26 protein-coding genes are annotated in these 25,416 nt (G+C 68.3%); 6 read left to right on the top strand and 20 right to left on the bottom strand.

The features are described from left to right. Positions 1-4: 4 nt before the first annotated feature. The 15 genes from ACRDTB_RS06865 to ACRDTB_RS06795 form a co-directional block, all read right to left on the bottom strand. Positions 5-1,666 (bottom strand): class I adenylate-forming enzyme family protein, encoded by a 1,662-nt coding sequence (locus ACRDTB_RS06865; RefSeq protein WP_431429123.1) that lies wholly within the window; start codon positions 1,664-1,666, stop codon positions 5-7. 75 nt (positions 1,667-1,741) lie between these two features. Further along, entirely contained in the window at positions 1,742-2,707 is a 966-nt protein-coding gene (locus ACRDTB_RS06860; RefSeq protein ID WP_431429122.1) for an amidohydrolase family protein, read from the bottom strand. After that, entirely contained in the window at positions 2,704-3,618 is a 915-nt protein-coding gene (locus ACRDTB_RS06855) for an LLM class F420-dependent oxidoreductase (RefSeq protein ID WP_431429121.1), read from the bottom strand. Before ACRDTB_RS06855 ends, ACRDTB_RS06860 begins: the two co-directional genes overlap by 4 nt. 84 nt (positions 3,619-3,702) lie before the next feature. Continuing rightward, positions 3,703-4,032: a hypothetical protein gene (locus ACRDTB_RS06850; RefSeq protein WP_431429120.1), complete on the bottom strand. Its 330-nt coding sequence runs from the start codon at positions 4,030-4,032 to the stop codon at positions 3,703-3,705. After that, positions 4,029-4,508: a MaoC family dehydratase gene (locus ACRDTB_RS06845; RefSeq protein ID WP_431429119.1), complete on the bottom strand. Its 480-nt coding sequence runs from the start codon at positions 4,506-4,508 to the stop codon at positions 4,029-4,031. The genes ACRDTB_RS06850 and ACRDTB_RS06845 overlap by 4 nt, the downstream gene beginning before the upstream one ends. After that, positions 4,505-5,677, bottom strand: a complete 1,173-nt coding sequence (locus tag ACRDTB_RS06840) for a thiolase family protein (RefSeq protein WP_431429118.1) — start codon at positions 5,675-5,677, stop codon at positions 4,505-4,507. The genes ACRDTB_RS06845 and ACRDTB_RS06840 overlap by 4 nt, the downstream gene beginning before the upstream one ends. Next, the gene (locus ACRDTB_RS06835; protein WP_431429116.1) at positions 5,670-6,497 is read right to left on the bottom strand and encodes an SDR family NAD(P)-dependent oxidoreductase; all 828 of its coding nucleotides are present in this window, start codon (positions 6,495-6,497) and stop codon (positions 5,670-5,672) included. The genes ACRDTB_RS06840 and ACRDTB_RS06835 overlap by 8 nt, the downstream gene beginning before the upstream one ends. A 24-nt stretch (positions 6,498-6,521) precedes the next feature. After that, the gene (locus tag ACRDTB_RS06830) at positions 6,522-8,165 is read right to left on the bottom strand and encodes a flavin-containing monooxygenase (RefSeq protein WP_431429115.1); all 1,644 of its coding nucleotides are present in this window, start codon (positions 8,163-8,165) and stop codon (positions 6,522-6,524) included. After that, entirely contained in the window at positions 8,162-9,064 is a 903-nt protein-coding gene (locus ACRDTB_RS06825; RefSeq protein ID WP_431429114.1) for an alpha/beta hydrolase fold domain-containing protein, read from the bottom strand. The genes ACRDTB_RS06830 and ACRDTB_RS06825 overlap by 4 nt, the downstream gene beginning before the upstream one ends. Positions 9,065-9,123: 59 nt before the next feature. After that, positions 9,124-9,330: a hypothetical protein gene (locus ACRDTB_RS06820; protein ID WP_431429113.1), complete on the bottom strand. Its 207-nt coding sequence runs from the start codon at positions 9,328-9,330 to the stop codon at positions 9,124-9,126. A 303-nt stretch (positions 9,331-9,633) separates the two neighbouring features. Beyond that, entirely contained in the window at positions 9,634-9,942 is a 309-nt protein-coding gene (locus tag ACRDTB_RS06815) for a hypothetical protein (protein ID WP_431429112.1), read from the bottom strand. A gap of 478 nt (positions 9,943-10,420) precedes the next feature. Continuing rightward, positions 10,421-10,873, bottom strand: coding sequence for a nuclear transport factor 2 family protein (locus tag ACRDTB_RS06810; protein ID WP_431429111.1), 453 nt, complete (start codon positions 10,871-10,873; stop codon positions 10,421-10,423). Further along, positions 10,870-11,511, bottom strand: coding sequence for a TetR/AcrR family transcriptional regulator (locus ACRDTB_RS06805; RefSeq protein ID WP_431429110.1), 642 nt, complete (start codon positions 11,509-11,511; stop codon positions 10,870-10,872). Before ACRDTB_RS06805 ends, ACRDTB_RS06810 begins: the two co-directional genes overlap by 4 nt. A 156-nt stretch (positions 11,512-11,667) precedes the next feature. Then, entirely contained in the window at positions 11,668-12,726 is a 1,059-nt protein-coding gene (locus ACRDTB_RS06800; RefSeq protein ID WP_431429109.1) for an LLM class flavin-dependent oxidoreductase, read from the bottom strand. Next, positions 12,689-13,585: an LLM class flavin-dependent oxidoreductase gene (locus ACRDTB_RS06795; RefSeq protein ID WP_431429108.1), complete on the bottom strand. Its 897-nt coding sequence runs from the start codon at positions 13,583-13,585 to the stop codon at positions 12,689-12,691. Before ACRDTB_RS06795 ends, ACRDTB_RS06800 begins: the two co-directional genes overlap by 38 nt. Positions 13,586-13,722: 137 nt before the next feature. Between ACRDTB_RS06795 and ACRDTB_RS06790 the strand changes: the two genes are divergently transcribed. Continuing rightward, positions 13,723-14,259 (top strand): nuclear transport factor 2 family protein, encoded by a 537-nt coding sequence (locus ACRDTB_RS06790; RefSeq protein WP_431429107.1) that lies wholly within the window; start codon positions 13,723-13,725, stop codon positions 14,257-14,259. A gap of 94 nt (positions 14,260-14,353) precedes the next feature. On the opposite strand, the gene dctP is transcribed toward ACRDTB_RS06790, so the two are convergent. Beyond that, a complete protein-coding gene (gene dctP, locus ACRDTB_RS06785; protein ID WP_431429106.1) occupies positions 14,354-15,424 on the bottom strand; it encodes a TRAP transporter substrate-binding protein DctP in 1,071 nt (356 codons plus the stop codon). Between the two features lie 271 nt (positions 15,425-15,695). On the opposite strand from dctP, the gene ACRDTB_RS06780 reads away from it, so the two are divergent. The 3 genes from ACRDTB_RS06780 to ACRDTB_RS06770 all read left to right on the top strand — a co-directional run bounded on the left by ACRDTB_RS06780 (position 15,696) and on the right by ACRDTB_RS06770 (position 18,048). Continuing rightward, a complete protein-coding gene (locus ACRDTB_RS06780) occupies positions 15,696-16,271 on the top strand; it encodes a TRAP transporter small permease (protein WP_431429105.1) in 576 nt (191 codons plus the stop codon). Positions 16,272-16,277: 6 nt separating this feature from the next. After that, positions 16,278-17,705, top strand: coding sequence for a TRAP transporter large permease (locus ACRDTB_RS06775; RefSeq protein ID WP_431429104.1), 1,428 nt, complete (start codon positions 16,278-16,280; stop codon positions 17,703-17,705). Between the two features lie 103 nt (positions 17,706-17,808). Beyond that, positions 17,809-18,048, top strand: a complete 240-nt coding sequence (locus ACRDTB_RS06770) for a hypothetical protein (RefSeq protein WP_431429103.1) — start codon at positions 17,809-17,811, stop codon at positions 18,046-18,048. A gap of 310 nt (positions 18,049-18,358) precedes the next feature. Here ACRDTB_RS06770 and ACRDTB_RS06765 read toward each other — a convergent pair whose 3' ends face one another. The 4 genes from ACRDTB_RS06765 to ACRDTB_RS06750 are packed head-to-tail and all read right to left on the bottom strand — an operon-like array spanning position 18,359 to position 23,241. Next, complete coding sequence (locus ACRDTB_RS06765; RefSeq protein WP_431429102.1) at positions 18,359-19,348, bottom strand: 2-hydroxyacid dehydrogenase; 990 nt, start codon at positions 19,346-19,348, stop codon at positions 18,359-18,361. Position 19,349: 1 nt separating this feature from the next. Further along, positions 19,350-20,453 carry a maleylacetate reductase gene (locus ACRDTB_RS06760; RefSeq protein ID WP_431429101.1) on the bottom strand — a complete coding sequence of 368 codons (1,104 nt, stop codon included), beginning with the start codon at positions 20,451-20,453 and terminating at the stop codon, positions 19,350-19,352. A 33-nt stretch (positions 20,454-20,486) separates the two neighbouring features. Continuing rightward, positions 20,487-21,692 carry an enolase C-terminal domain-like protein gene (locus tag ACRDTB_RS06755; protein WP_431429100.1) on the bottom strand — a complete coding sequence of 402 codons (1,206 nt, stop codon included), beginning with the start codon at positions 21,690-21,692 and terminating at the stop codon, positions 20,487-20,489. A gap of 46 nt (positions 21,693-21,738) precedes the next feature. After that, positions 21,739-23,241 (bottom strand): MFS transporter, encoded by a 1,503-nt coding sequence (locus ACRDTB_RS06750; RefSeq protein WP_431429099.1) that lies wholly within the window; start codon positions 23,239-23,241, stop codon positions 21,739-21,741. Positions 23,242-23,394: 153 nt separating this feature from the next. Here ACRDTB_RS06750 and ACRDTB_RS06745 point away from each other — a divergent pair, with 153 nt between their 5' ends. After that, positions 23,395-24,288, top strand: coding sequence for a LysR family transcriptional regulator (locus tag ACRDTB_RS06745; RefSeq protein WP_431429098.1), 894 nt, complete (start codon positions 23,395-23,397; stop codon positions 24,286-24,288). Positions 24,289-24,436: 148 nt separating this feature from the next. Continuing rightward, positions 24,437-25,336, top strand: a complete 900-nt coding sequence (locus ACRDTB_RS06740) for an SMP-30/gluconolactonase/LRE family protein (protein WP_431429097.1) — start codon at positions 24,437-24,439, stop codon at positions 25,334-25,336. Positions 25,337-25,416 lie beyond the last annotated feature (80 nt).

Genomic DNA, 25,416 nt, shown 5'->3' with positions numbered 1-25,416 from the left:
ACGCTCACTGCTCACGGGCCAGTGCCACGTCCTCGCCCTGCTCGGCCACCTCGGCTGCGATCCACCCACGAAGTTCGGCCTTGCGGATCTTGGTCGTCGACATCGGCCAGGAGTCGACGAACCGCACGTATCTGGGGATCTTGTAGCGAGCGATCTCGCCGGTGCAGTGCGCCACCACGTCGTCGGCGGTCAGGTCGTGCCCCGCCTCGAGTTCGACGTAGGCACAGGGCACCTCCTGCAGCCGCTCATCAGGAGCAGCCACCACCTGCGCCAGCTTGATCGCCGGGTGGGTCTGGAGGTGCGCCTCGACCTCGAGCGCGGAAACGTTCTCGCCGCCGACCTTGAGCATGTCCTTGAGGCGGCCGACGCACTGCAGCTGGCCGAACTCGTTGATGCGTCCGAGATCCCCGGTACGCACCCAGCCGCCGTCCAGTAGCGTCGCGGCCGTGAGCTCCGGTTCGGAGAGGTAGCCGATGAAGGCGTTGAACCCACGGAACTGGATCTCGCCGAAGTCGCCCAGGTTGGCCTCGGACCCTGTCTCCGGATCTATGAGCCGCATCTCGACCCGATGGAAGACCTGGCCGGTGCCGGACTTGCGCACGTCATACGCCTCGGCGGGGTCGCCCAGGGTCACGAAGAGGGTCGATTCGGTCAGGCCGTACGGCTGGACGATGCCGGCGTTGCTCAACTTCGCGCTCAGCCAGTCGAAGCGCTCGGGAGTCTGGGCGACATAGACCGCCGCCTCCACGGTCCCGAGGTCGTAGCCAGCCGCGGGAGCCGCTTCGACCACCGCATCGGTCACCGGCGGGAACGGCGAGTACCAAATACGCGGCCGGTGCTCGGCCATCAACCGGGCAGCCTCTGCGGGCTGGAAGTGCGACTGCGTCAGCACCGTGCCCTTGACGCCGGCCAGCACACCGACTCCGCCGTACCCCGCCGCATGGAACATCGGCGAGGGGATCCAGCACACGTCGCGCTCGCGGATGCCGAGGCGGGCCGCCGACGCGTCCCACATCTCGACCATCGACCCGTGCCGGATCAGGCAGCCCTTCGGGTTGGACGTCGTGCCCGACGTGAACGAGACGACCGCCACGTCGTCGCGGGACACCTGCTCGAACCGGTCGCGGACCACCTGCGGGTCGACGCTCTCGGCGTCGCGGTAGAAGCGGTCGCCGGACATGATCCCGGGTAGGTCGGCCATGCCCATGCCCACCACCGCACGTAGCTGCGGCGCGGTGGCGAAGTCAGCCTGGTCGTGCTGGTGGTCCTTCAGGTCCGGCAACGCGGAGTGGAGCAGCGCTACCAGGTCGAGGCCGGCGTCCAGCAGACTGGTGGTGATCAGCACGGACAGCTCCGCCTTGGCGATCACGAAGGAGAGCTCGCGTCGCCGGAAGCGAGTGTTGATGGGCACGACGCGCACACCGGCCAGCGCGGCGCCGAGCAGCGACACCAGGAAGCAGCGCGAGGTGGGCGCCAGGACGCCGACGGCGTCGCCCGGCGCGACACCGCGGGCGACCAGCCCGCGCGCGACCAGGACCGCCTCGTCGGCCAGGTCGCCGTAGTTCAGCAGCTCCCCGTCGAGCACGACGGCCGCGCGCTCGGGAGCCACGACCGCGGCGTGCAGGAAGCGGTCGGGAAAGGCATCATCACGGTTCCGCTTCCACATGAGCTGGATCTCCTTCCTGGCCCCTCGGGCACAGCGTCAGACTAGAACAGCCAATATGAGCAAGCAAGCGTTCGCTTACTGGTCTTGAATCCGGTATACCTGCGCGGCGTTTCCGGCCATCGCCAGTGCGAGCTGCTCGCCCGACAGGACGGCCGCGTCACCCGCGAACGGCTCCGCGAGTGCGGTCCACTGGTCGATCCACCGTTGCAGCTCGCGCCCGTCGGGGTCCGTCGCCGGCCCGCGGAGGGTGTCGGATCCGAAGATGGTCCGATGCGCCCCGACCAGGCCGACGATCAGCCGCACCCGCCGCCGGAACTCCGGGTAGTCCCGATCGGCGAGCTCCTGCCAGAGGGATAGCTCGAGATAGGCGTGCGCGCGGCCAGTCGCGATCTCGGCCGCCTCCATCCACCAGGCATCGAAGCCGGCGTGGGCGAGCACGACCACGAGGTCCGGGTGGTGTGCGAGCACGGGTGCGATCTCACTGGGCCGAGAGCGTGTGGTGATCAGCGGCTCGCCGCCGCGAGGTGAGGAGTGGACTATCGCCACACCCCCGCGCTCGAGCAGCAGGTCGTACTGCCAGGCGTGGGCGGGGTCGTCGAGGTGCCAGCCGGTCGCCGGGTACAGCTTCAAGCCCCGCGCGGTGGGCGCCGCGAGTGCCTCCTCGACCAGGGTGCGAGCCTCGGGATGACGCGGGTCAACGCCGGCGCAGTGGAACAGCCGGCCGGCGGAGGCCTCGCAGGCCTCGGCCGTCAGCCGGTTGACATCGCGGATGGATACGTCGCCGGGGTCGGGCTGCTGCCCCGCTGCCCGAGACCAGTCGATGACCGGACAGACCGCGGCCGAGACGCCCGCGCGCTCAAGCGCACCGCTGGTCAGCTCACCGGTGGGGTCCGACTGGCCGACGACGACCCGCGGGAGGATCTCCTCGGGATCACGCGCCGGATGCCTGCGCGCGGCCGCCTGTCTCGCCCACGCTCGCCGGATCGCCAGGGGCACCCACTCCGGCGCCAGCAGGTGGGTGTGCGCGTCGATGACCTTCATGTGCCGAGCTTCGGCCGGATCTCCTCGGCGAAGCGCTGCATCTCCTCGAGCATCTCCGGAACACCGACGTGCTCGTTCTCCGGCGCGCTGTAGAACATGTCGAACAGGAAGCTGTCGGCGCCGAGCGCGGCGTACGCCGAGAGCTGGTCGACGATCCGGTCTGCGGACCCGAGGAAGGGCGCCTCCCGCACCGGCTCGTCGCTGAGTAGGAAGGGCTGCTCCACCGCGAGCCGGATCGAGGCGGGGTCCCGATCGGCGCGCTCGCACAACCCGCGCAGATGACCGACCATCCCCTCGAACTCCTCGAACGTCGGCCGGACCGTCATCCAGCCGTCGCCGAGCTCGGCCACGCGCCGTGCGGCGCGCTTGCTGTTGCCTCCGATCCAGATCGGCACCGACGGCTGCACCGGCCGTGGCGAGAACATGTAGTCGCCGCCGTCGTCGGTGGTCACGCCGATGCCCTCGCCGCACCACATGGCCTTCATCGTGCGCAGCGCGTCGTCGGTCACGGCGCCGCGATCGGCGAAGCTGTCCAGGCCCAGTGCCTTGAACTCCGGCTCGAGCCAGCCCGTCCCGAAGCCTGCGTCTAGCCTGCCGCCGGACAGGGAGTCCAGCGTGGCTAGCATCTTGCCCAGCAACACCGGGTGGCGGTACGGCGTGACCAGCACGGCCGTGCCTAGCCGCACCCGGCTCGTGGCGGAGGCGACGTACGCCAGCGTCGTCAGTGCCTCGTACCACACCGTCCCGAACTGGTTCAACGTACCGGCGGGCGGGACGATGTGGTCGCCCACCCAGAGGCTGTCGAAGCCGAGCTCTTCGGCGCGACGAGCCACCACCAGGACGTTCGGCGCGGTCTGTGCCGGATCCAGCGCGACCTGCTTGAAGTGCGGCAAGCGAATACCGACCTGCATCGTGTCTTCCGACCTTTCCTAGCTGTCGTCCGGCCTCTCGCCGACGCCCTGTCCCAGCCCCCCGTCACATGTGCAAGCGCTTGATCATGACCCGCGATGGCGCGCGGCGATGAGCTCGTACAAGTCGAGGCGCCGCCCGCTCTCCGCGAGCGCGTCGGTCGGCGTACGACTCGGGCCGTCGCGAAGGATGCCGTCGACGATCTGGCCGAGATCCTCCCCCACCAGCTCGTAGACGGCGAGGTTGCGGAACTCGGCGTGCGGATCGACGGCACGGAACGAGCGCGCCGTCCGCACCGCGGCGCTCCCGCTCAGAATCTCGCCGAGGTGCACGTCCGCGTACCAGGCGTCGAGCTCCGCCGCCTGCTCCGGCAACCGAGGGTTACCTCGTGCGAGCAGCAGTCCTTCGACCGTCATCCGACTACCTCCTCGGGCTGGTGGTGCATCAGGCCTACGCGCCGACCGGAGCACACCACGACGCCTTCCTGGTTGGTGCCGATGTGCTCGAGCGTGACCACGGCGGCATTGGGACGGCCACGGGTGGGGCGGACCTCGATCACGCGCGTCGAGGCATACACGGTGTCTCCGTCGAACACCGGCGCAGGAAAGGTCACCTGCGAGAACTCGAGGTTCGCGATCGCGGTGCCCTCGGAGATCTCGCTGACGCTCAGTCCCACGACGTGCGAGAACACGAAGAGCGCGTTCATCAGGGGGCGCCCGAACTCCGTCGCCGCAGCGGCATGGCCGTCGAGATGCAGGCTGTTGGAGTTGAACGTCAGCCCGCAGTACAGCGTGTTCTCGGCGGCATGGAAGGTGCGCCCCGGGCAATGGTGGAACACATCGCCGGCCTCAAGCTCGGCGGCGTACCGACCGCGGCGGAACCGGATGGTCATCGGGTGAGGATGTGGACGGTGCCGACCGAGGTCATCCAGTCGATGACGCCGCCGCCGATCTGGGCGAGCGCGACGCGGGGCTGCGACGCGAGCTGCAGGTCGCCGGCCTCGCCGCGCAGCTGCCGGACAAGATCGTGGGTCTGGGCCAGGCCGCTGGCAGCCAGCGGGTGTCCCCTCCCGACGAGGCCGCCGGTCGCGTTGATCGGCAATCGGCCGTCGCGCTCGGTGACGCCGGTCTGTGCCCACTTCTCCTCGTCCCCGGGCGGGCAGAGACCGAGGTCGTGCCAGGCCAGGAACTCGTACGCGACGCTGGCGTCGTGCACCTCGGCCACGTCGACGTCCGCGGGTCCCAGGCCCGCATCCTCGTAGGCGAGCAGCGAGGCGGCGCGGGCAGCGGGCGGACCGTCCGGCTGATCGAGGGGAGGGCGTGAGGCCAGCCGCGAGGCCAGAATCCTGACGTCGCGCGGTCCGGGGTCGCGCGCGGTCACGACCGCGGCCGCGGCGCCGTCCGACACCGGCGAGCTCATCAGGACCGTGATCGGGTCGACCGACATGCGCGCCGAGAGCACCGACTCCACCGTGCCCCCGAACTGCCGGTGTGCGTTCGGGTTGAGCGCCGCGCTGGTGAGGCTGCGGGCCGCGATGCGCGCCAGCGAGTCCAGCGAGACGCCGCGCTCCTCCATGAGCTCCTTGGCCAGCTGGGCCTGGCGATCGACCAGCGGGGTGCGCGTCTCGCCGGCGCCCTCGGCGGTCGCGAACGGCGCCTCGATGTCGGTCCCGGTGCCGTACGCCGAGAAGGTCCTCGACACGTCGGGGTGGTGCAGCTTCTCGACGCCAAGGGCGAGCGCCGTGTCGCAGAGGCCGGAGGCGACCGAGAGCCAGGCCAGGTGCAGGGCATTGCCACCGGTGCCGCAGGCGTTCTCGAGGTTGTGGATCGGAATGCTGCCGAAGCCCATCGGGAACGCCACCGTCTCGCCGCGGATCATCTCCTGGCCGGTGATCAGGCCGGCCACGCAGTTGCCGAAGAAGATCGCCCGGATGTCGCCGACCTCGACGCCAGCGTCGGCCAGGGCGGCCTGCGTCGCATCTGCGCCGAGGTCCTTCAACGAGCGGTCCAGGTGCTTGCCGAACCGCGTCATGCCGACCCCGGAGATCACCGCGCTACGCATTGTCCGTACCTCCTGAGTCCTGGGTGCGGGGATTGGGCCATTGGGCGGACACGCCGCCGTCGATCACCAGTGAGATGCCGTTGACGTAGGACGAGTCGTCGCTGGCGAGGAACGCCGCCGCCGCGCCGACCTCCTCCGGCGTGCCCTGCCGTTGCATCGGGCCGAGTTCGTCGCGGGCCTTGGCGCTGTCCGACGAGGCGGAGAAGACGCGCCGCACCATCGTCGAGTCGATCACGCCCAGCACCACGGCGTTGGAGCGGACGCCACGGCTCGCGTACCGCACCGCGATGTGCCGCATCAGCGCGAGCTGGGCTGCCTTGGACGCCTCGTAGGAGACCGAGACACCGCTGGACAGCAGTGCGGCGGTCGACGAAACGAACACGAAGACCCCGTGACCGCGTTCCAACATGCCCGGCAGTGCTGCCTGGGCGACGACCGCATGGCCGTCGACGTTGACGGCGAAGGAGCGATCCCAGGACTGCTGGTCGAGGGAACGCAACGGACGCAGGTCGGTGATCGCCGCGTTCGCGACGACGATGTCGAGAGCGCCGATCTCCCGCTCCGCCTCCGCGACGAGGCGGCGGCAGTCGTCGAGCACCCCGAGATCCGCCTGCAGCGCGACGCCGGGGGTGGCGAGCGCGTCCGCGGTCTGCTGCGCCCGGCCGAGGTCGAGGTCGCCGACGGCGACCACCGCTCCTTCCTCAGCCAGCCGGATCGCCACGGCGCGACCGTTGCCCATCGGCAGGCCCTGCCCGCCTGCGGCGGGTCCGTCCGCGCCACCGCCGAGGATCAGCACGCGCTTGCCGTCGAGGCCTCTCATGCCCGCCCCTCGGCGGTCAGTCGGTCAGGCAACGGTGGCTCGACCCCCTCCGGCATCGGGCCAGCCCAGCTCGAACCCGGCGTACCCCTCGTCCGCGATCCGGTCGCACGTCTTCCGGTAATGCCGGAAGCTACCCGGGAAGAACACGATCGATCGCACCTTTCCGGGGATGTTCGCGCCGTTCCACCACGAGTCGGCGTGCACGACCAACGACTCCTCGGCGGCCGCGAGCATCTGCGCCGACCAGGACGCTTCCGCTTCGGGCCGAGCCTCGATCGTGACCGCCCCTCGGGTCCTGATGTCGGTGATGCAGCCCGCGATCCAGTCGACATGGTGCTCGATGGCGACGACCTGGTTCCCGAACGTGCTGCCCGGCCCCTGGACCATGAACAGGTTGGGGAATCCCGAGACGCTGAGCCCGAGGTAGCTCTGGATGCCGCGCCCCCACTTGTCGAGCAGGCGCTGGTCGCCGCGACCGCGGATGTCCATCGCCAGATAGGCGCCGGTGACTGCGTCGAAACCAGTCGCGAACACGATCACGTCGAGCTCGCGGTGGCCGTTCGCCACCTCGATCCCGGTCTCGGTCACCCGCTGGATCGGGAAGTGCCGGCAGTCGACCAGCGACACGTTGGGACGGTTGAACATTTCGTAGTAGTCGGTGTGCACGATGGGCCGGCGCGAGCCGTAAGGATGATCGGTGGGCACCAGCGCCTCCGCGACCTCGGGATCCTCGACTGCCTCGCGGATCCGTACGCGGATGAACTCGGCCACGGTGTCGTTGGCGCGCCGGTCGAGCATGAGGTCGCGGAAGGAGCCGAACAGGAACTTGACCCCCCCTTCTCGCCACAGCTCCCAGTAGGTGCGCTCACGATCGTCCTCACTTACCTCGAGCGCCGAGAATCCGTTGTGCTGGAACGGGAATCCGCCGGTCGACCAGCGCACTTGCTCCCATAGGCTGTCGTAGTCGGCCTTGATCTCGTCGAGGACCTTCTTGTCGACCAGCTCGTGCCGGGCCGGGATGGCGAACTGCGGACTGCGCTGGAAGACGTCCAGGTGCGCGGCCTCCCGGGCGATCACGGGCGCCGCCTGCACGCCCGTCGAGCCGGTACCGATCAGGCCAACGCGCCGTCCGGTGAAGTCCACGCCTTCCGCCGGCCACCGCGACGTGTGGTACCACTCCCCCGCGAAGTCCGCCAGGCCCGGGAGGTCGGGCACGAATCGGTGCGAGAGCAGACCGACCGCGGTGACGAGGAACGGTGCGCGATAGGTCGCGCCCGTGTCGGTGGTTACCGTCCAGGTGTTCGAGTCCTCGTCGAACCGTGCCTCGGTCGCCCGGGTGTCGAAGTCGATGTCGCGGCGCAGGTCGAAGCGGTCCGCGACGTGCCGGATGTACGCCTGCAGCTCGCTCTGCCCCGGGTAGCGCCCGGACCACTCCCACTCCTGACACAGCTCGGGCGAGAACGAGTAGCAGTAGACATAGCTCTCCGTGTCGCACCGCGCACCCGGGTAGGTGTTCCAGTACCAGGTGCCCCCCACGTCGCTGCCGGCCTCGACGGCCTTGACCCGCAGGCCCGACTGGTTGCGCAGCCGGTGGAGCGCGTAGACGCCGGCGAACCCGGCACCGATCACGACGACGTCGTGATCTTCGATCGGCTGTGTCCCGCTCACAACTCCCCCTTGACGATGACGGCACGTACGGCGCGCGTCAGTTGCTGGAACCCACGCTCGCTCGCGCGCAGCATCAGGAGCACGAGGAAGTCGTGGATCTCGTCGGCGTGGTGGTAGTGGAGCACCTGCCCGCCCGCGTCCGACAATCGCTGGGCCAACGCCTCGCCCTCGTCAGCCAGCGGATCGAGCCCCGCCGTCAGGACGACCGCGGGCGGCAGGCCGCTCAGGTCGTCCGACAGCACCGGGTCCGCGTTGCCTCCCGCCGCGTAGCGCGCCCAGAATGCGTCGATCGTCGCCGCGTCCGGGAGCGTGCCTGCGGTCCCCTCGCCCGCAGGCACCGGGTCGGCGGGAGGCTCGACGACGGGCGCGACCAGGAGGACGGCAGCGACCGGATCCTGCCGGTCCCGCGCCGCCAGCGCGGCGCGCAGCGCACGCAGTGCGCCGGTGCCCTGACCGCCGACGATCAATGGCCGGTCCGGGCCGGAGTGCGCCGGGAGTCCGTCGCGGACGCGCAGAACCACCTCGGTCACGAGTCGCGCGACGTCGGCCGCCGGCCGGTCGGCGTGCGGGTCGTCGACGACCACCCACGTCGCCCCGGTGCGTTCGGCGAGCTTGCGTACCACGACGTCGACGTCGTCTGCCGTCGGCAGCACGCTGAGCCCATCGAGGAACCAGACCACAACGGCTTGCGGGTGCCGGATCGGAAGCAGGACACGGAGCTCGATGCTCGCGAAGTCTCCCTCCAGACGCTCCCGACCCTCGTCGTACAGGCGAGGTCCGGGTCCGTTCTCCCGCTGCAAGAACGCCGCCAACTCGACGCCTCGCAGGGGGCTCTCGACGATGTCCTGGTGCGTCCAGCGATGACTTGTCGAGCGCGCCAACGCCCATGGTTCGCTCATTGAGTCCCTTCCGCGAGAACCTGAGGCGATTCCAATCTTATGGCAAGCGCTTGCTTTCGTCAAGTGTGCCAGAATCTGCTACTACTCGGATCACGGCGGCGTAAGCCCGCGCAAACCGACCACGTGTCAACGAGACGAGCAAGTGCTTGAGCCCGGTCGACGGCTTCGTAGGTGATGGTGCGTTGGCGGACCGGGTGGCTGATCCCGCCGGTGATGTCGGTGAGGCTCGCGACGGTCTTGGTCGAGCCGTGCTCGAAGCCGGCCATTCGCGAGATGGTCTCTCCATCAGGGTGCCCGCCGAGGTCGTTGGCACCGTCCCTGAGCATCGCTTGGGTGCCGTCGACGCCGAACGTGACTCAGGAGGGGCGGCGACGCCCGATGAGGTAGATCGGCGCGCTGGTGTGCACGAACGGCAGCGGCGCGAACTCGGTGAACCCACCGGTCTCGTCCTGGATTCGTTGGATCACGCGTAGGTGGGTGACCCAGTGGTCGGGGCGGTCGACGTGCCCGTACATCATCGTGGAGGACGACCTGATCCCCAGGCAATGAGCGGTGATGATCGATCTTGGTCAGGACCCAGCGGACCTCGTCGTCGAGGATCTCGGCCGCGGTGCCGGGGATGGTGTCCAGGCCGGCGTCCTGCCCTGCTGGAGCCAGTCGCGGAAGCTCAGGTTCGCCTTCGACACGCCGTTCATGATCTCCATCGGCGAGAACGCGTGCACGGGCATGTCCGGGACCCGCTTGAGGGCAGACCGGACGGTCTGCAGGACTTCGTCGCGCGTCAGGTAGCGAAGGCAATCGCGTCGGGTGACCTTTCCCCGGGGACGCGCCTGTCTCCTGTGCGGCTTGCCGAGGACCTTGATCAGGGCGTTGCTCACTCGCGGTGCGCCATCGAGATCATTCCGCAGCAGGACACGGCTAGATCAAACCGACTGACGAACCTCTGTGTCGCGCTCCGACGGCGGTTCGAACATCTTGGCACCCTTGGTGATCTCAACGAAGCCGACTGTCCCGCTCCGGGTTTGATGGAGACATCGAACACCCGGAGGATTCGGAGTTATGGCTGCACCACGGAAGTGGTGGGCGAACCAAATCCTGAAGTCTGCTGCCCAGATCGCACCGTCGATCTACCACGCAAGCGAATCCTCCTCGCCGCCTGACAGCCCCGGCCAGTTCGATCACGGAAAAGTGGGCCGGATCCAGAACTCACACTTCAAACCACGAGACGGAGGATGCGTTCCGCGCGTTCAGTGGCGAGTACTTCGCGCTCTACGAGGAGAAGCTGCCGCGAGCGACTACCTCACCGGGATGAACTCGTGCGCGGAGATGCTGGGCTGAGCGCGGGAGCCGCCGTTCTCACAGCTCCACTGGCAGTGAGTTGCCTAGCCGGAACGGTCGCGCCGCGAGGCGCTCGGTGAACCGCCAACCTCGATCGGTCCGGGCGACACGATCGCGATACTCGCCGACGTAGATCTGCCTGTCCCGCATCACTAGGACGATCTTGCTGGTGATGCGCCGCAGGTCACGGTCCTCGGCGGCGGTGATGAGCGAGTTAACCGTGTGGTGGGCGATCGGTTGCTCCATCGAACCGAAGTAGTCCTGGATCGCAGCCAAGCCTTCGAGTCGTGGGATGTACGGCGCGAAGTTGCGGTAGTCGACCACAGCGTCGTCGGTGAAGACCTCGTCGAGCCGGTCCCAGGCCGAGTGATCGACGAGATGGACGTATCGGCTCATGAGGTCGTGGAGCTCGATCCAGTCGAGGACGCGCTGGGCACTGTCAGGGGCAGGGTGTATCGCGCCGGGCATCATGCGGTGAGCCCGTTCAGGTGCAAGGTCGCATACTGCTCGGCGACCTCCTCGTGGGAGAACTGCCCGCGTGGGTCGAACCAGCGGACCATCGTCTCGATGCCGCCCATGATCGCCAGGCTCGCGACCCGTGGGTTGAGCTCGCGGCTGAACTCACCGGTCGCCCGGCCCTCCTCCAGGACGCGGAGCCAGTAGGTCATGATCTGACGCTCCATCGCCTGGATGAAGGTGAAGCGAGGGTTCCGGAGGAGGAACTTGTAGTTGTCGTGCAGGATCGTCACCTCGACGCGGTTCTCGTGGACCGCCCGCACGCCGATCTGGATGAGTTTGCGGAGTGCGGCCGATGCCGATCCTTCGCTCGCGGGGGTGACTGCTTCGTAGGCGACGAGCAGGTCGTCGAGGTAGGTGCGCAGCAGTTCCTCGAGGATGGTGTCCTTGGAATCGAAGTGCCGGTACAGACTGCCGGACAGGATGCCCGCCGCCTCCCCGATGTCGCGGACCGTCGCCTCCGCATAGCCCTTCTCGGCGATCTGGCGGCCGGCGATCTCGAGGATCTCGTGGCGACGCCCGCTACGGCGCCTCCTCGGGGCCTGGGTCTGGGGCTGGGCCGCCGCGCCTGCCGACGTGGAGTCGTCTGTCATCGAACGCACCTCCGAGCGGCAACCTCTGGTGCGATCGCCACGGTGTCATTCCCCACGGGCGACGAGCGCCGCACGTAGCCCCGGGGCCGGCGCTTGCTCACGCCGTAGGCTAGCAGTTCCGAAACGTCGTCCCTCGGTGGCAGCAAGCGTTCGCTCCTAGCTGTTGCGGGGGTCGGCCGGGGCGAACCTCGCGAGGATGCGTTGTTCGAGTTCGCTTCCGGCGAACCAGTTGTACAGCAGGCACATCCGGTCCACCCGAGCGCTGAACCGATCGTGCAGCGCGTCGGGCAGGCCCGCGTCGTCGGTGATGACGGCGAGCGCGTGGAGGATGTCATCGGGTACGTCGTGCGGCCCGAGCTCCCCACCCTCGTCGCGAGTGCGGCGGAGCCGTGCGGCCCAGGCGTCGGCGTCCATCGCGTCGAAGAGGGGCGCGTACTGCGGTCTCGACGCGTACCAGAGTATCCGCCGGCGCAGCTCGAGTTCGTGCGCCGCGAACCGCGGGTGGTCCGTGGACGCGGCGAGGACGGGCATCACCACTTCGATCGAGGTCACCGCGCGCCCGGCCTGGGCCGCCCCGTCGCGCAGTGCGGGAGCGATCAGCGCGTCGAAGGCGGCCATGCTGGTCAACGGGTGGACGATGACGCCGTCGCCGATCGCGCCTGCGACCCGGGTCATCGCGGGCCCGACAGCGGCGAGGTGGACGACGATCGGCTTCTCGTGGGGCTTGGGCTGGTATCGGGCGTCGTCGACTCTCAGCTCGTAGAACTCTCCCGCGTACGAGTACGCCCTGTCCGAGCGCCAGCACGCCCAGGCGGCACGCATGGCGAGCACGTAGTCGCGCATCCGTGCGGCGGGCCGGTCGAAGGGCATCCCGAATCGCTGGACGATCTGCTCGCGCGCGGAGGCACCGAGCCCGAGGACGAACCGGCCGCCGCTGACATCGGCCAAGTCCCAGCCCTGATACGCCAGCGCCATCGGGCTGCGCGCGAAGGCGAGCGTGATCGCGGTGCCCACGCGCAGCTCGGAGCTGCGCGACACCAGGGACAGGCAGGTCGCCAGTGAGTCGTTGACCGACTCGCTCACCCAGACGCCGGGATACCCGGCGGTCTCCAGGTCGCCGGCGCGGGCAAGCGCCTCCCTGGACCCGATGCTCCCGGCGAAGTTGTCGCAGCGCATGTCAGCCGACAGCTCGGCCCAGCTCGGCCAGCCGTGCAATGGCCTCCTGCCGCTCCTGGGCGCTGGTCATCGCTGACAACGGGCCGCCGGCCGAGACGACGAGCCGGTCGAACCCCGCGGCGCGGTATCCACTGAACGCCTTTTCGTCCCACTCGCCGACCAGCCGCGGGTAGTGGATTAGCGGGTTATCGGCCAGCGGACTGTCCTCCCGGAGCTTGTCGAGGTAGTCCCGCGCGCTGACGCTCTCCTCGAGGCTGCACGGCGGGCCGAACCAGCCGGCGCCGCGCTCGATGGTGCGTCGGATCGCGCGCTTGGCCAAGCCTCCGAAGAACCACGGCACGTCGACAGGGTCGCCGCCGATCGCGGCCGGCCCGAAGTCGAAGTGGGTGCCGTGGTACTGGAACGGCTCGGCCGCGTGGAGTCCCTGGATGACGTCGATGCATTCCTCGAGTCGCGCGCCTCGGTCGTCGAAGCTCTCGCCGACGGTCTGGAACTCCTCGCGCATCCATCCCGATCCGACGCCGAGCAGCAGGCGCCCCTGCGACAGTCGGTGGGCCGTGGCGGTCGCCAGAGCCGTCACGAACGGGTTGCGCAACGGGAGGATGTGGGTCCCGGAGCCGAATCGCAGCGTGCTGGTGAGCGCGCTGAGGTGGCTGATCAGCGCCCACTGGTCGACCAGGATCGGTGCGTCGCGAAGTTGCTGGACCGCCCACGCGGGTGCGTTCGCACCGGGGGACTCGGCCGGCTTGTCGTGGTAAGGGTAGGTGGTGTCGAAGCCGGTCGGGGTCACCAGGTGATCGGACAGCCACAGCGATTCGATGCCGGCCTCTTCAGCGATGACCGCCACCTCGGCGTACAGCTCGGGGGACAGGCTGAACAAGGTCAGCGAAATCTGCATGGCCGGATGCTATCCTCCAGACACCTTGGGAGCAAGCAGTTGCTTACCAGTTGCCGAACCTGCGGAGGGGTGTGCTTCGACGCGATGTCACGAGAGTTTACAAGCAACCGATTGCTACCCATGGCGAGGTCATGCCGATGAGCCCGACCCCGGAGCTCACGCCCGCGACCGAACTGGCCATCCGCACCGTGCTGATGAGGTACTGCCGCGGGATCGACCGGTGCGACGCGGAGCTGATCAGGTCGGCGTACCACGACGACGCCTGGGAGGACCACGGCGAAGGCTACCGCGGCAACCCGGACGGTTACGTCGCGTACGTGCTCGAACGGCTGCCCAGGTATGTCGGCACCCAGCACACGCTGCACCAGTCGTTCATCGAGCTCGACCAGACCGGCCAGGAGGCGCGGGTCGAGACCTACGTGGTCGCCCATCACCAGTACGTCGAGGGCGACATGCTGATGCTTGAGACGCTCGGCGTGCGCTACCTCGACCGCTTCGCGGCCCGGAGCCCGGTCGGCTGGCGGATCGCGCAGCGTGTGGTCGTCCTGGAATGGCGCACCGAACAGCCGGCGACGCCGCTGGAGGTATACGGCCGCAACTTCGCGACCGCCCGCCGGGACCGTTCGGACCTCAGCTTCGCCGCCGAGCTCCCCGCCATTGGCCAGGACTCGTAACTGGGCGGCGGCGTGGGCCGGAACGCCGGAAGCGTCAGGTCGGATCACCGACCTGACGCGGCGGCGGGGGTGCTGGTTCAGCGTGACAGCGGTGTCACGAGGCGGCGCAGGATCGCATACCCGTCGTATAGTCACTCGCTGCGGCCTTCTCCTCGTAGAGCGCGAAGTACTCGTCGGCGAACGCCTCGATGTCCTCGGTCGAGTGCCCGGTCGCCGCGGCCGTCGTCTCGACGAACGTCGATCGCATCGACGACTTCACCTCCGCGGACCAGTCGGCGATTTCGTCCTCGCTGAAGGTGGTGACCGAGCCACCGGCGGCTTTGAACGCGTCGCACGCGCTATTGTTGAACTCCTCGAGGATGCTGATCGTCTGGTTCGACTCGACGTCGTCCCCGACCTCGTCCATGCACTCCTTCACCGAGTCGGGGAGCTCCTCGTAGACATTCTTGTTGATGCCGAAGCCGGAGCTCGCGTAGATGCCGATGCCGGTGTTGGTCACGTGCGGTGCGACCTCGTCGAGGCCGAATGACGGCGCGGTGTCGAAGGGGAGTGCCCCGATGCCGTCGATCACCCCGCGCTCGACCGCCTCGTACATCTCGGCAGGATCGATGGCCACCGCCTCGGCGCCCACCGCGCCGAACGCCTCGGCGATCAGGCCGACGGCGCGGAGCTTGAGACCGTCGAGATCGCCGACGGAGGTGATCGGCTCGCGCGTCATGGTGGCTGCGGGGCCGGGCGTATGAAAGGCGAGCATCTCCACGTTGAACTTGTCGAACTGCTCGCGGAACAGATCGTTGCTCTCGTAGAGCTCTGACATCGTCTCCATGATCGCGACCTCGTTGTCACCGGTGAACGGCAAGCCGGAGATCTCCCACAGCGGCAGCGCCTCGATCTGGAACGCGGTCACCATGCTGCCGACATCGACCTGGCCCTCGCTGATGGCCGGCATCACCTCGGTCGCCCCGAACAGCGAGCCCTGCCAGAAGCGCTCGAACGTGACCTGGCCGTTGGTGCACTCCTCGACGCCGTCCATGAACGCGGCCGCCATCTTCGACTGCGAGAGCGCCTCGGGGTTGTAGCTCGCATACCTCAGCTCGATGGGCTCCCCCGACTCTCCCGAATTGTCGTCGGCGGAGCCACACGAGGACAGCGCCAGCGCACTCACGACGGCCAGGCTGAGTGTACCGATCCGCCGGAGTCTCTCCGGCCTGCGAGTTGGTCGAGCGGTCATCGCTTCACTCCATCCAAGTCTGGGCCCCGGCTCGGTACTCAAGATCGATGCGGGTTGATGCAAGCGGATGCTAGCTTGCTAACGAATGTGCGTCAACGGTTATGGAGGGCCCGTCAGAGTTGACGAGCTGGCACCTGCACTGCAGGATACAAGCGTTTGCTCACAGCCGAGCCATAGGCGGTCGCTGCCGCCGGAAGGAGGCCGCATGATGAGGCATACGGTGAAGGCTCCCGAAGCTGGGCGGCGCCCCTGGTTCGGCGAGCGTGCGGTGTTGCGCACCAGCGACCGGGTCTCGGGCTGGCTCGCTGGTCTGACCGGTGTCGGCATCCTGGCCATGATGGTCCTGACGGTCGCCGACGTCGTGCGTCGCGAGGTCATCGGACGGGGGATCCCGGGATCGCTGGAGTACGCCGAAGTGGGCCTGGTATGCGTCGCGTTCGGCGGGATGGCACTGGCAGAGGTCGATCGCGCGCACGTGCGCACGGATCTGGTGACCAGCCGGCTGCCGAGGCGGATCGCCTTCTCGCTGCGCCTGGTCGGTTCCGTGGCGATGCTGGTGACCCTGGCCTGGATGACCTGGTTGACCGCCCAGGGCGCGCTTGACTCGATCCGCGAGAACGAGCAGCGGATCGGCTTGGCTGCCGTGCCGATCTGGCCCGCTCGGGTCGCTATCGCCGTCGGGCTCGCCGCTCTCACGCTCACGGTCCTGGCGAAGCTGGTCCGGAGCCTCCGCGGGGATCCGGCCGATGGGGAGCCGCCAGCCCACGAGTCCGCGGTCTGAGAAGCCATGTCTGTCGAAATGCTTGCGATCGTCGTCACGCTGCTCTTACTGGCGCTGGTGAGCATTGAGCTGCCTGTCGGCGTCGCGATGATCGTCGCCGGCGGCGTCGGGGTGCTGGTGCACGACGGGGCCGAAGGCATGCTGAACCTGTGGGAGAACGCGCCCTACGGCGCAACGGCGAAGTACGCGCTGGTCGTGGTACCGATGTTCGTCCTGCTGGGCGCCGTGGTGAGTCATGCCGGGATCGGTGAGCGGATCTTCGCCGCTTTCAACCGCCTGGTGGGCTGGCTTCCGGGTGGACTCGCCGCGTCCACCGTGCTCGCCACCGCCATGTTCAGCGGGATCTCCGGCTCCAGCGCCGCGGACGTCGCCGCGTTCGGGCGCGTGGCGATCAACCAGATGGGCAGGCACGGCTACGACAAGACCTACGCCGCAGCCGTGGTCGCGGCGGCTGGAACGTTTGCCGTGCTCATTCCGCCGAGCATCGGGATCATCATCTACGCGTTGCTCGCGGAGGTCTCGATCGGTGCGATGTTGCTGGCTGGCGTACTCCCAGGCATCACCTCGTGCCTGATCCTCGCCGCCTTCGTGATCCTCCAGTCGCGCAAGCGGGTCCGGAATGGCGTCGCGGCTCCCGCCGAGACGGTCTCCGCCGAGACGGTCTCCGCCGGGTCGGCCTCGGCCGAGTCAGCCGGCGCGCCCGCGCTCGAGCCTCCGCGCCGGGTCGGGCTGCGGGACCTGTTCCGCCGCGGGGAAGGTCAGGCTGGCTCGGACTTCTCCGGCCTGGTGTACGCCGTCGTGCTGTTCGTGATTGTCATGGGCGGTCTCTACAGCGGGTTCTTCACCTCGACGGAGTCAGGTGCGGTCGGGGCCGCAGCCGCCCTGCTGATGGCGATCCTGGCGGTCCGGTTCTGGCCACGTCGCCTGGTCGGTGTCGTCGTACCCGCCCTGCGCGACACGGCATCGATCACGAGCATGATCTTCCTGCTCCTGATCGGCGGCACGGTGTTCAACTATTTCACCGCCACGACCGGCATCGCGCGCGACATCACCACCGCCATTGCGAATCTCGGCATCCCCGGCAAGCTCACCATCGTGCTGCTGCTCGTCGTCCTGCTGCTCCTCGGCACGGTGATGGACGGGCTGACGATCATGCTGCTGACGGTGCCACTGGTCGCGCCGATCATCACCGAGCTCGGCTTCGACGGGATCTGGTTCGGGATCCTGATGCTCAAGATGGTGGAAATCGGCCTCATTACCCCACCGGTGGGCCTCAACGTCTACATCATCTCGGGCATCGTGCCCGACGTCAGGGCCGAGCAGGTGTTCCGCAAGATCGCGCCGTTCGTGGTGCTCGACCTCGCCGTAACATCGCTGTTCTTCCTGTTCCCCGACTTCGTGCTGTGGCTGCCTCGGCAAGCCGGCCTCGCCTGACCCGGGCCGATGACGTGCGACTGCGCTGCTCGAGGCGCTGAACGCAGGCCCGGCCACGGTCGCGGGCTGGAGCGGAGGCGGCATCGTCGCACTGGACCTCGCGGTGCGGCGTCCCGATCTGGTCACGGCGCTGGTGCTGGAGGAGCCGCCGCTGCACGCCAAGCGGCACATGACCTTCCGAATGGCCCGGACGATGGTGAAGGCGCAGCTCCTTCGGCGGATCAGGGGCCCCGAGGTGGGCGCGGAGGTGTTCTTCCGGTGGGCCATCCGGTACACCACCGGCGGGTGCGCGTTCGAGCGTTTCCCGCGGACTGGCAGGCGACGCTGCGGCAGAACGGCCTAGCCACGATGGTCGAGCTGGACGCCGGAACCGGCGAGTTCCTCACGCGCACGCAGCTCGCGTCGATCACCTGCCGCGTCACCTGCCTCCGGGCGACCTCAGCGATCCCGCCCTAGCCACAGCAACACGCCGGATCGCCGCCTCGGTATCCCAAGCGGAAACAGTCACCATCGCCGGAGCAGGCCACGCGCTGCACTTCGACCGGCCAGCAGAATTCGTCGCCGCGGTCAGGACCGCGACGGCCGCGCTCACGTGAGCTGCCGCATTCTTCGGTGGCCTGCGGGTCTCCCTGATCCGCATCACCGATCAGGTGTCAAACCGAGCCCTCAGCGGCCGTCAGGCCCACCCGCACCACGTTGCGCAGCGGTTGGCCGACGGTGAGACGGTTGATGTTGTCGGCGATGATCGAGTAGCGGCGGGTGGCCAGCTCGCCGGTCCACGCCGCCGCGTGCGGTGTGCACCAGGCGTTCGGCAGCGACGTGAAGTCGTGGCGCGACGGGGACACGTGATCGTCCGGCCCGTTCGGGTAGGTGTACCAGACGTCCAGGATCGCGCCGCCGATCAGGTTGTCGCGCAGCGCCGAGTAGAGCGCGTCCTCGTCGACGATCGGTGCGCGGGCGATGTTGACGAGCACGGCGGTCGGCTTCATCCGCGTGAAGGCATGCGTGCCGACGAGGCCACGCGTCTCCGCGGTCAGCGGGCAGGCGACGATCACGAAGTCACTGCGCGCGAGCAGTTCGTCGTACCGGTCGCTAGACATCAGCTGGACCACGCCGTCGCGCTCGGCATAGTCGTCGATGGCCAGCATGGTGGCCCCGAACGCGGCGAGCCGGGAGGAGATGGACCGTCCGATGTGGCCGTGGCCAAGGAAACCGACCGTCCTGCCGGACAACTCACCGTGCTGGGGACGCGCGGTGTAGACCTCGGCCCACGGTGTCGAGGCGAAGGCGTCCCGCATTCGCTCGAGCCGGATCTGCCAGTTCAACATCGACGCGATCACGAACTCCGCGACCGGGCCCTCGTGCTCGTAGACGTTGCAGATGTGGGTTTCCTCAGCGATCGCGGCGACGTCGATGGCATCCAGGCCGGCCCCCGGGACCTGGAAGAGTCGGATCGACGACGGTAGCGGACGATCACGTCGGAGCCGGAGCGACACGACGATGTCGGCAGCGTGGAACGCGTCGTCGTAGGCGTCCGAATGCGCCGCCTCCGTGGGTAGCGTGACGATGTCGTGGTCGGCCGTGAGCCCGTGAACGAGGTCGTCCACGTGGTTCGCGGCCTCGCCGATGAGAACGATGCGCATCTCAGCGTCCCGTCGCCGGGGGACGGAGCCCGGCGAACGCGTCGTCGAGGATGCGGCTTACCGCCTCGGCCGTCACCGGGAGGCCGCTGTCGACTCCCTCGGACCTCGTCTCGATCACGATCTCCACCGCCCGCGCAAGGTCGTCCCGGGTCATCCCGTCCGCCGCCAGGCTGGTCGGAATGCCCGTGGCGGCGAGCAGATCGAAGATCGCCCCGGGCAGGTCGTCGGTGAGCAGGGCGTCGGCGATCGGGCGTAACGCCTCGCCGACATACGTCTGCAGGTATGCGGTGACGTGCGGCAGGACGATCGCGTGGGCCAGACCGTGCTGGATACCGAAGCTGCCGCCGAGCACGTGCGCGACCGTGTGCTGCAGCGAGAATCCACCGGTGAGGCTGGCACCGGCCAGGAAGGCGCCGTAGTGCATCTGCTGGCGGGACTCCACATCAGACGGTTCGTCGAGCACGCGCGGCAGGAACTCCGCGACCGTGGCCGCACCCTCGACGGCCGCATGCCGCAGCAGCGGGGAGATCGTGGGCAGGTAGATGGAGTCGACGCAGTGGGCGAGGGCGTTGAACGCGCTCGAAGCAGACACCGCCGCCGGCAGGGATTTGCTGAGCTCGGCGTCGTAGATGACTGTCGAGGGCAGCATGTTGAGGCTGGTGTGCATCCGCTTGACTCCGCTGATCGTGATGCCGCAGAAGCCGGTCATCTCCGAACCGCAGTAGGTGGTCGGCACGGCGACGATCGGGATGCCCAGCTCGAGCGCGATGCCCTTGCCGAGCCCGGTCGCCGCCCCTCCCCCGATGGTCACCAGGCAGTCCGCGTCCAGTTCGCGCGTCCGTGCCCGGCCCCGCTCGGCCAGCTCCATCGGCACCTGCGAAATCGCTTCCGGGTGCAGACCGACGCCAAGCGGCCCGAGAATCGACAGCGCGTCCCGGGCGAGCTCGACCCGTCCGGCCGTGCTGACGACGAGCGCGCGCGTCGCGCCCAGTCGCCGCACCTCATCGGCCAGTCCGCTGATCGAGCCGAGGCCGAACACGATGCGGGACGGCGTCGCGTTGTACACGCCGCCGGGCGTGCGGAAGCTCATCTTCGTCGTGGTCAACGGTTTCCCCTCGTCTTCCCCTTGTCGTCGCGGTCACCAATTGGCGATCGTTCCGTCGGCGAGCACCGCCGAGCGGCTGTGCACGACCTCGGGTGCGTACGGATGCTTCGCCGCCTCGGACTCGTCGATCTCGATGCCCAGCCCGGGTGCGGTCGGGATCTCCCAGTACCCGCCGCTGCGCGTTATCGGCGTCGCCGACACGACATCGTGGTACCAGGGCACCGCGCCGGACATCTCCTCCTGGATCACGAAGTTCGGTGTGCTCACGTCGAAGTGCAGGGCTGCCGCTCCCGCCACCGGGCCGTTCGGGTTGTGTGGCGCGATCCCGACCAGTTGCGCCTCGGCGAGCGCCGCGATCTTCTTTCCCTCGAGCAGGCCGCCCGTGTGGTTGAGATCGGGCTGTGCGACCTGGATCGACCTGCTCGCCAGCAGCGGAAGGAACTCGGCGAGCCCGACGAGCCGCTCGCCGGCGGCGAGCGGGCTGCGCACCTGGCGAGCGACGGCCACCATCGCGTCGGTGTCGCCTGGCGCGACCGGTTCCTCGCAGAACATCGGGTCGAACGGCTCGATCGCCCTGATGTAGGACACCGAGGCCGCCGTCGACGCGGGCCGGCCGTGAAAGTCGACCATGATGTCGACGTCGTCGCCGACCGCCTCCCGCAACGTCCCCATCAGCGACTCGACCCGCCGGACCTCGGCCAGACCCGCCGTGTAGCCGGTGTACGGGATGATGACCACTTTGAGCGCGCCGTACCCGCGCTCGACCACACCTTGCGCCTGATCCCGCACCTTGCCGGGGTCGAACGCCTCGTACACGGCGCTCATCTCGCCGAGCCCCAGGTGGGTGTACACGCGCACCTTGTCCCGGGTCCGCCCACCGAGCAGCCGCCAGACCGGCAGGCCGACACTCTTGCCGTAGATGTCCCACAGAGCGTGCTCGATGCCGCTCATCGCGGTGACACCGACGATCCCCATCCGGTAGTAGCTGTGCTTGACCATGCGTTGCATCGCGGACTCGATGTCGCGCGCGTCCGTGCCGACGAGCAGCGGCTCAAGGTCGCGTACCGCACCGAGCACAGCGGCCGTCTTCCAGTTGAGGCTCGCTTCTCCCCAGCCGTGCAGGCCGTCCTGATCGGTCAGCACCTTCACCAGAATCCAGTTGCGCATCTCCGCGTTGACGACAAGCGTCTCGACTCCGGTGATGAGGACACGGTCCGCCGGCTGCCGTTGTACGTTCATCACTCTCCTGACTCGGCGGCCGGGCAGGCAGTGGTCCGATTCGGACTCAAGGTTGCTCGACGGGGCTGGGACTTTTCGGCTCGGCGGTGGGCGCAACAGCCCGATCCAGGACGGCCGGCGCAGCGGGATCGACCGCCGCTCCACCCAGCGCGTCGACCGTGCCCGTCCGCTCCGCCTCGAGCAGCTCGTGCGACTTGTTCTTCACCCGCGGACCGAACAGTCCCAGACCGACCGCGCCGAGCAGCATGACCGCCATCAGCATGAAGAACACACCAGCGAAGCCGATGTTGTCGAAGAACACGCCGATGATGATCGGAGCCAGGATCGAGCCGCTGCGGCCGAGCGCGGACGCCGCCGCGGCCCCGGAGTTGCGGCTGCGGGTGCGGAAGAACTGCGGGGTGTAAGCGTAGTTCGCCCCGGTGAGGCCGCTCATGAAGAACGCCATCAGGCAGCCGAACACGAGGATCATGGCGGCGTTCACCGCATACGCCATGCCAGCCGCCGACATCGCGCCGAGAACGAAGTACGCGGCGAGAAGGCGCTTGGGCTCGAAGCGGCGCAGCAGGAACGACGCCGACGCGTATCCCGGGATCTGCGCCAGATTGATGAGCAAGGTGAACATAAAACTCGCCGCGACGGCGTAGCCTTCCTTGATCAGCAGGCTCGGGATCCACGTGAAGAACCCGTAGAAGCAGAAGAAAATGATGAACCATGTGAAGGCGCCGAGCAGCGTGTGGCGGATGAGTGTCCGGCCGAACGCGTCGGCATAGCTGCGCAGCGCATTCGCGAAGACCGCGCCGGAGGCACCGGTGCGCACTCGTTGGTCGCGTGGCAGACGCTTGAAGGACCGCGCCGTGCCCTCGAGGTAGTCGACGACGTTCTCCGCCTCGTCGATCCGGCCCTTGGCCAGCAGCCATCGCGGCGACTCCGGCAGTACGCGCCGCCAGATCAGCAGTGCGAAGACGGGCAGCGCACCCGCGAACTGGATGTAGCGGAAGCCCCCGTCGACCTCGCCGAATATGACGCCCAGTAGCGCGGCAATGCACCAGCCGGCCGAGACGAACACGACCACCGCGGACACATAGGTTTCACGATTTCGCGTCGCGATCATCTCGCTCACGTAGACAGCGGCGACGACGACCTCGGCACCGCAGCCGACCCCGGTGATCACCCTGGCCACGAACAGGAACTCCCACGTCGGCGCCACGGCCCCGAGCAGACTGCCGAACGCGAATACCGCGAGCGCGAGCATGAGCACCGCTCGGCGGCCGTAGCTGTCGCTGAGGCCACCGCCGATAAGGGAACCGACCATGAAGCCGATCAGCACGCTGCTGCCGAGCAGCCCCGTCTCGGCACCGGTAAGCCCGAAGACCGCGGTCGCCGCGGGGAGGATGATCGACACAGTCGCCGCGTCCAGCCCCTCGTAGGTGTAGCCCAGGCCCGTCTGGGTCGCGATCCGTCGCTGCGGCCTGCCGACCGGTGTCTTCTCGACTCGTTCGAGGAGCACGGCAGCACGAGCGTTGTCCTGGCTCTCGAGAGAGGGCGTCATTGCATCTCCTTGGGCGAGAACGGGTCAGGCACACCTCGGATGCCCTCGGTGAGCCTCGTCCACCGTCGCGGTGCCGCCACGCTAAGACCGCCCCAGCGATATCGTCCAACTCTTTCTTTGTCTCATCTGATTGGATTTGCTTATTATTTGCTCATGGACGCCTTTCGACTCCAGTGCTTCGTCGCCCTTGCCGAGGAGCTCAACTTCCATCGGGCGGCCGCGCGCTGCCACATCTCCCAACCGGCCATGAGCCAGCAGATCGTCAAACTGGAAGACGAGCTGGGGGTCCAGCTGGCGGCCCGCACGAAGCGCTCCGTCTCGCTGACCAGGGCGGGCGAGGTCTTCCTCCGCGAAGCACGCAAGTCGTTACGGCAGCTGGAGCTCGCGGTCGCGCTCGCACAGCGGACGAACCGCGGCGAGCTCGGCCAGGTGACGATCGGAATCACCGCGCCGGCGCTGTACATCGCGTTCCCAGAGATCGCGCACGCGTTCGCCGGGCGGCTACCGAAGATCGGGCTCGTGGTCCACGAGATGACGACGTTCGAACAGGAGCGAGCCCTCCGCGACGGCACGATCGACGCGGGCATCCTCCATCCACCGCTGGAAGACGCCGATCTCGCCTTCCAGACGATCGCCGAGCCACCGTTCGCGGTCGTACTGCCGGCGACGCATCGGCTCGCGGCCAGGCCGGAGATCACACTGAAAGAGCTGGCCGGCGAGGACTTCATCCTCTTCCCTCGCGACATCGGGCCGCAGCTCCACGACTCGATCATCAGCCTGTGCCGGGACGCCGGGTTCAGCCCGCGCATCGCGCACGAGGCACACCCCGCGCAATCGATCATCGCGCTGGCCGCCGCCGGCATGGGCGTGGGATTCATCGCCTCGACGGTGCAGCGGCTGGAGCGTCCTGGCGCGGTCTACGTGCCGATCAAGGGTCCCCGGCCGAGACTGGGCCTGGGGATCGCGTTTCGTCCGGGCAGTCTCGAGACCCCGGTGGTGGCCGCCTTCGTCGACGTCGCCAAGCAGGCCGGCACCGCGATCAGATGACGACAAATAGGCAATACATATCAGTAGGAAAGGACAAATTATTGGACACGATCGCAGTGCGAACATAGGGTCACGACGAGCACAGACGCCGCACCAGAGTTCCACGACCGGGCACCGGTCGCACTTCGCACAGACGCGAGGGGCACACGTGAACGCACATCCACTCGCCACAGGACTCGGCTTCGCCGAAGGTCCGGTCTTCACGGCCAACGGGGAGATCGCCGTGGCGTCGATCGACCAAGGCGTGATCCGGCGCCTCGCGCGCGACGGCACGGTGTTGCGCACCTACGACGTCGGTGGCGGCCCGAACGGCCTGACCGAAGGCCCGGACGGCATCCTCTACATCGCCCAGTGCGGCGCTGTCGGCCTGAGCTTTCGCGAGCCGGATCGGGGCGGCCAGACCGGGGGCGTCCAGGCGCTGTATCCCGACGGCAGGGTCGAGTGGGTCACGAGGGATCCGATCTGGCCGAACGATCTCTGCTTCGGCCCGGACGGGTTCCTCTACGTCACAGATCCGACCCGCAGACGGCCCAACCGCGACGGTGGCGGGCGGATCTGGCGCGTCGACATCACGACCGGCGACGCTGAGCTGCTCAGCTCACCGGCCTGGTACCCCAACGGCATCGGCTTCAGCCACCGAGACGACGAGCTGTACGTGGCGTCGACCGGTGACTCGCGAATCATGAAGCTCACCCTCGACGACCGCGGTATTCGCGACCAGGACACCTTCATCCAGATGACAGCAGGCAAACCCGACGGCTTCGCATTCGACGTCGAAGGCAACACCGTCATCTGCGCCCTCGGCCAGGAACACGGGACCCGCACCCCTGGCGAACTGCAGACCTGGTCTGCGCGGGGCGAGCTGCTGAACACGTTCCGGCCGGGGCCGAGCCACCACTATACGAATGCCGCGATCAGCTCCGACGGCCACCTGCTGTTCACCGACTCGGCCGCGGGCGAAGCGCTCCTGGTCGAGAACTGGGGCGTGCCCGGGTTGGCTCTCCACCCATACCGCACGACCAACTCCCCACAGCGGAGCCACGTCTGATGGGGTTCGGCGGCCTCACTGGCTGCTGTTCGCCGCGAGCGGGACGATCCGACGGCAGCCATCGGCGCCGCGCGCATCCG

The organism is Actinophytocola sp. (genome assembly GCF_050699935.1).
In the GTDB taxonomy this organism is placed as follows: domain Bacteria; phylum Actinomycetota; class Actinomycetes; order Mycobacteriales; family Pseudonocardiaceae; genus Actinophytocola.
The sequence above is the reverse complement of the archived record's forward strand: the minus strand, read 5'-3'. Positions and strand labels throughout refer to the sequence as shown.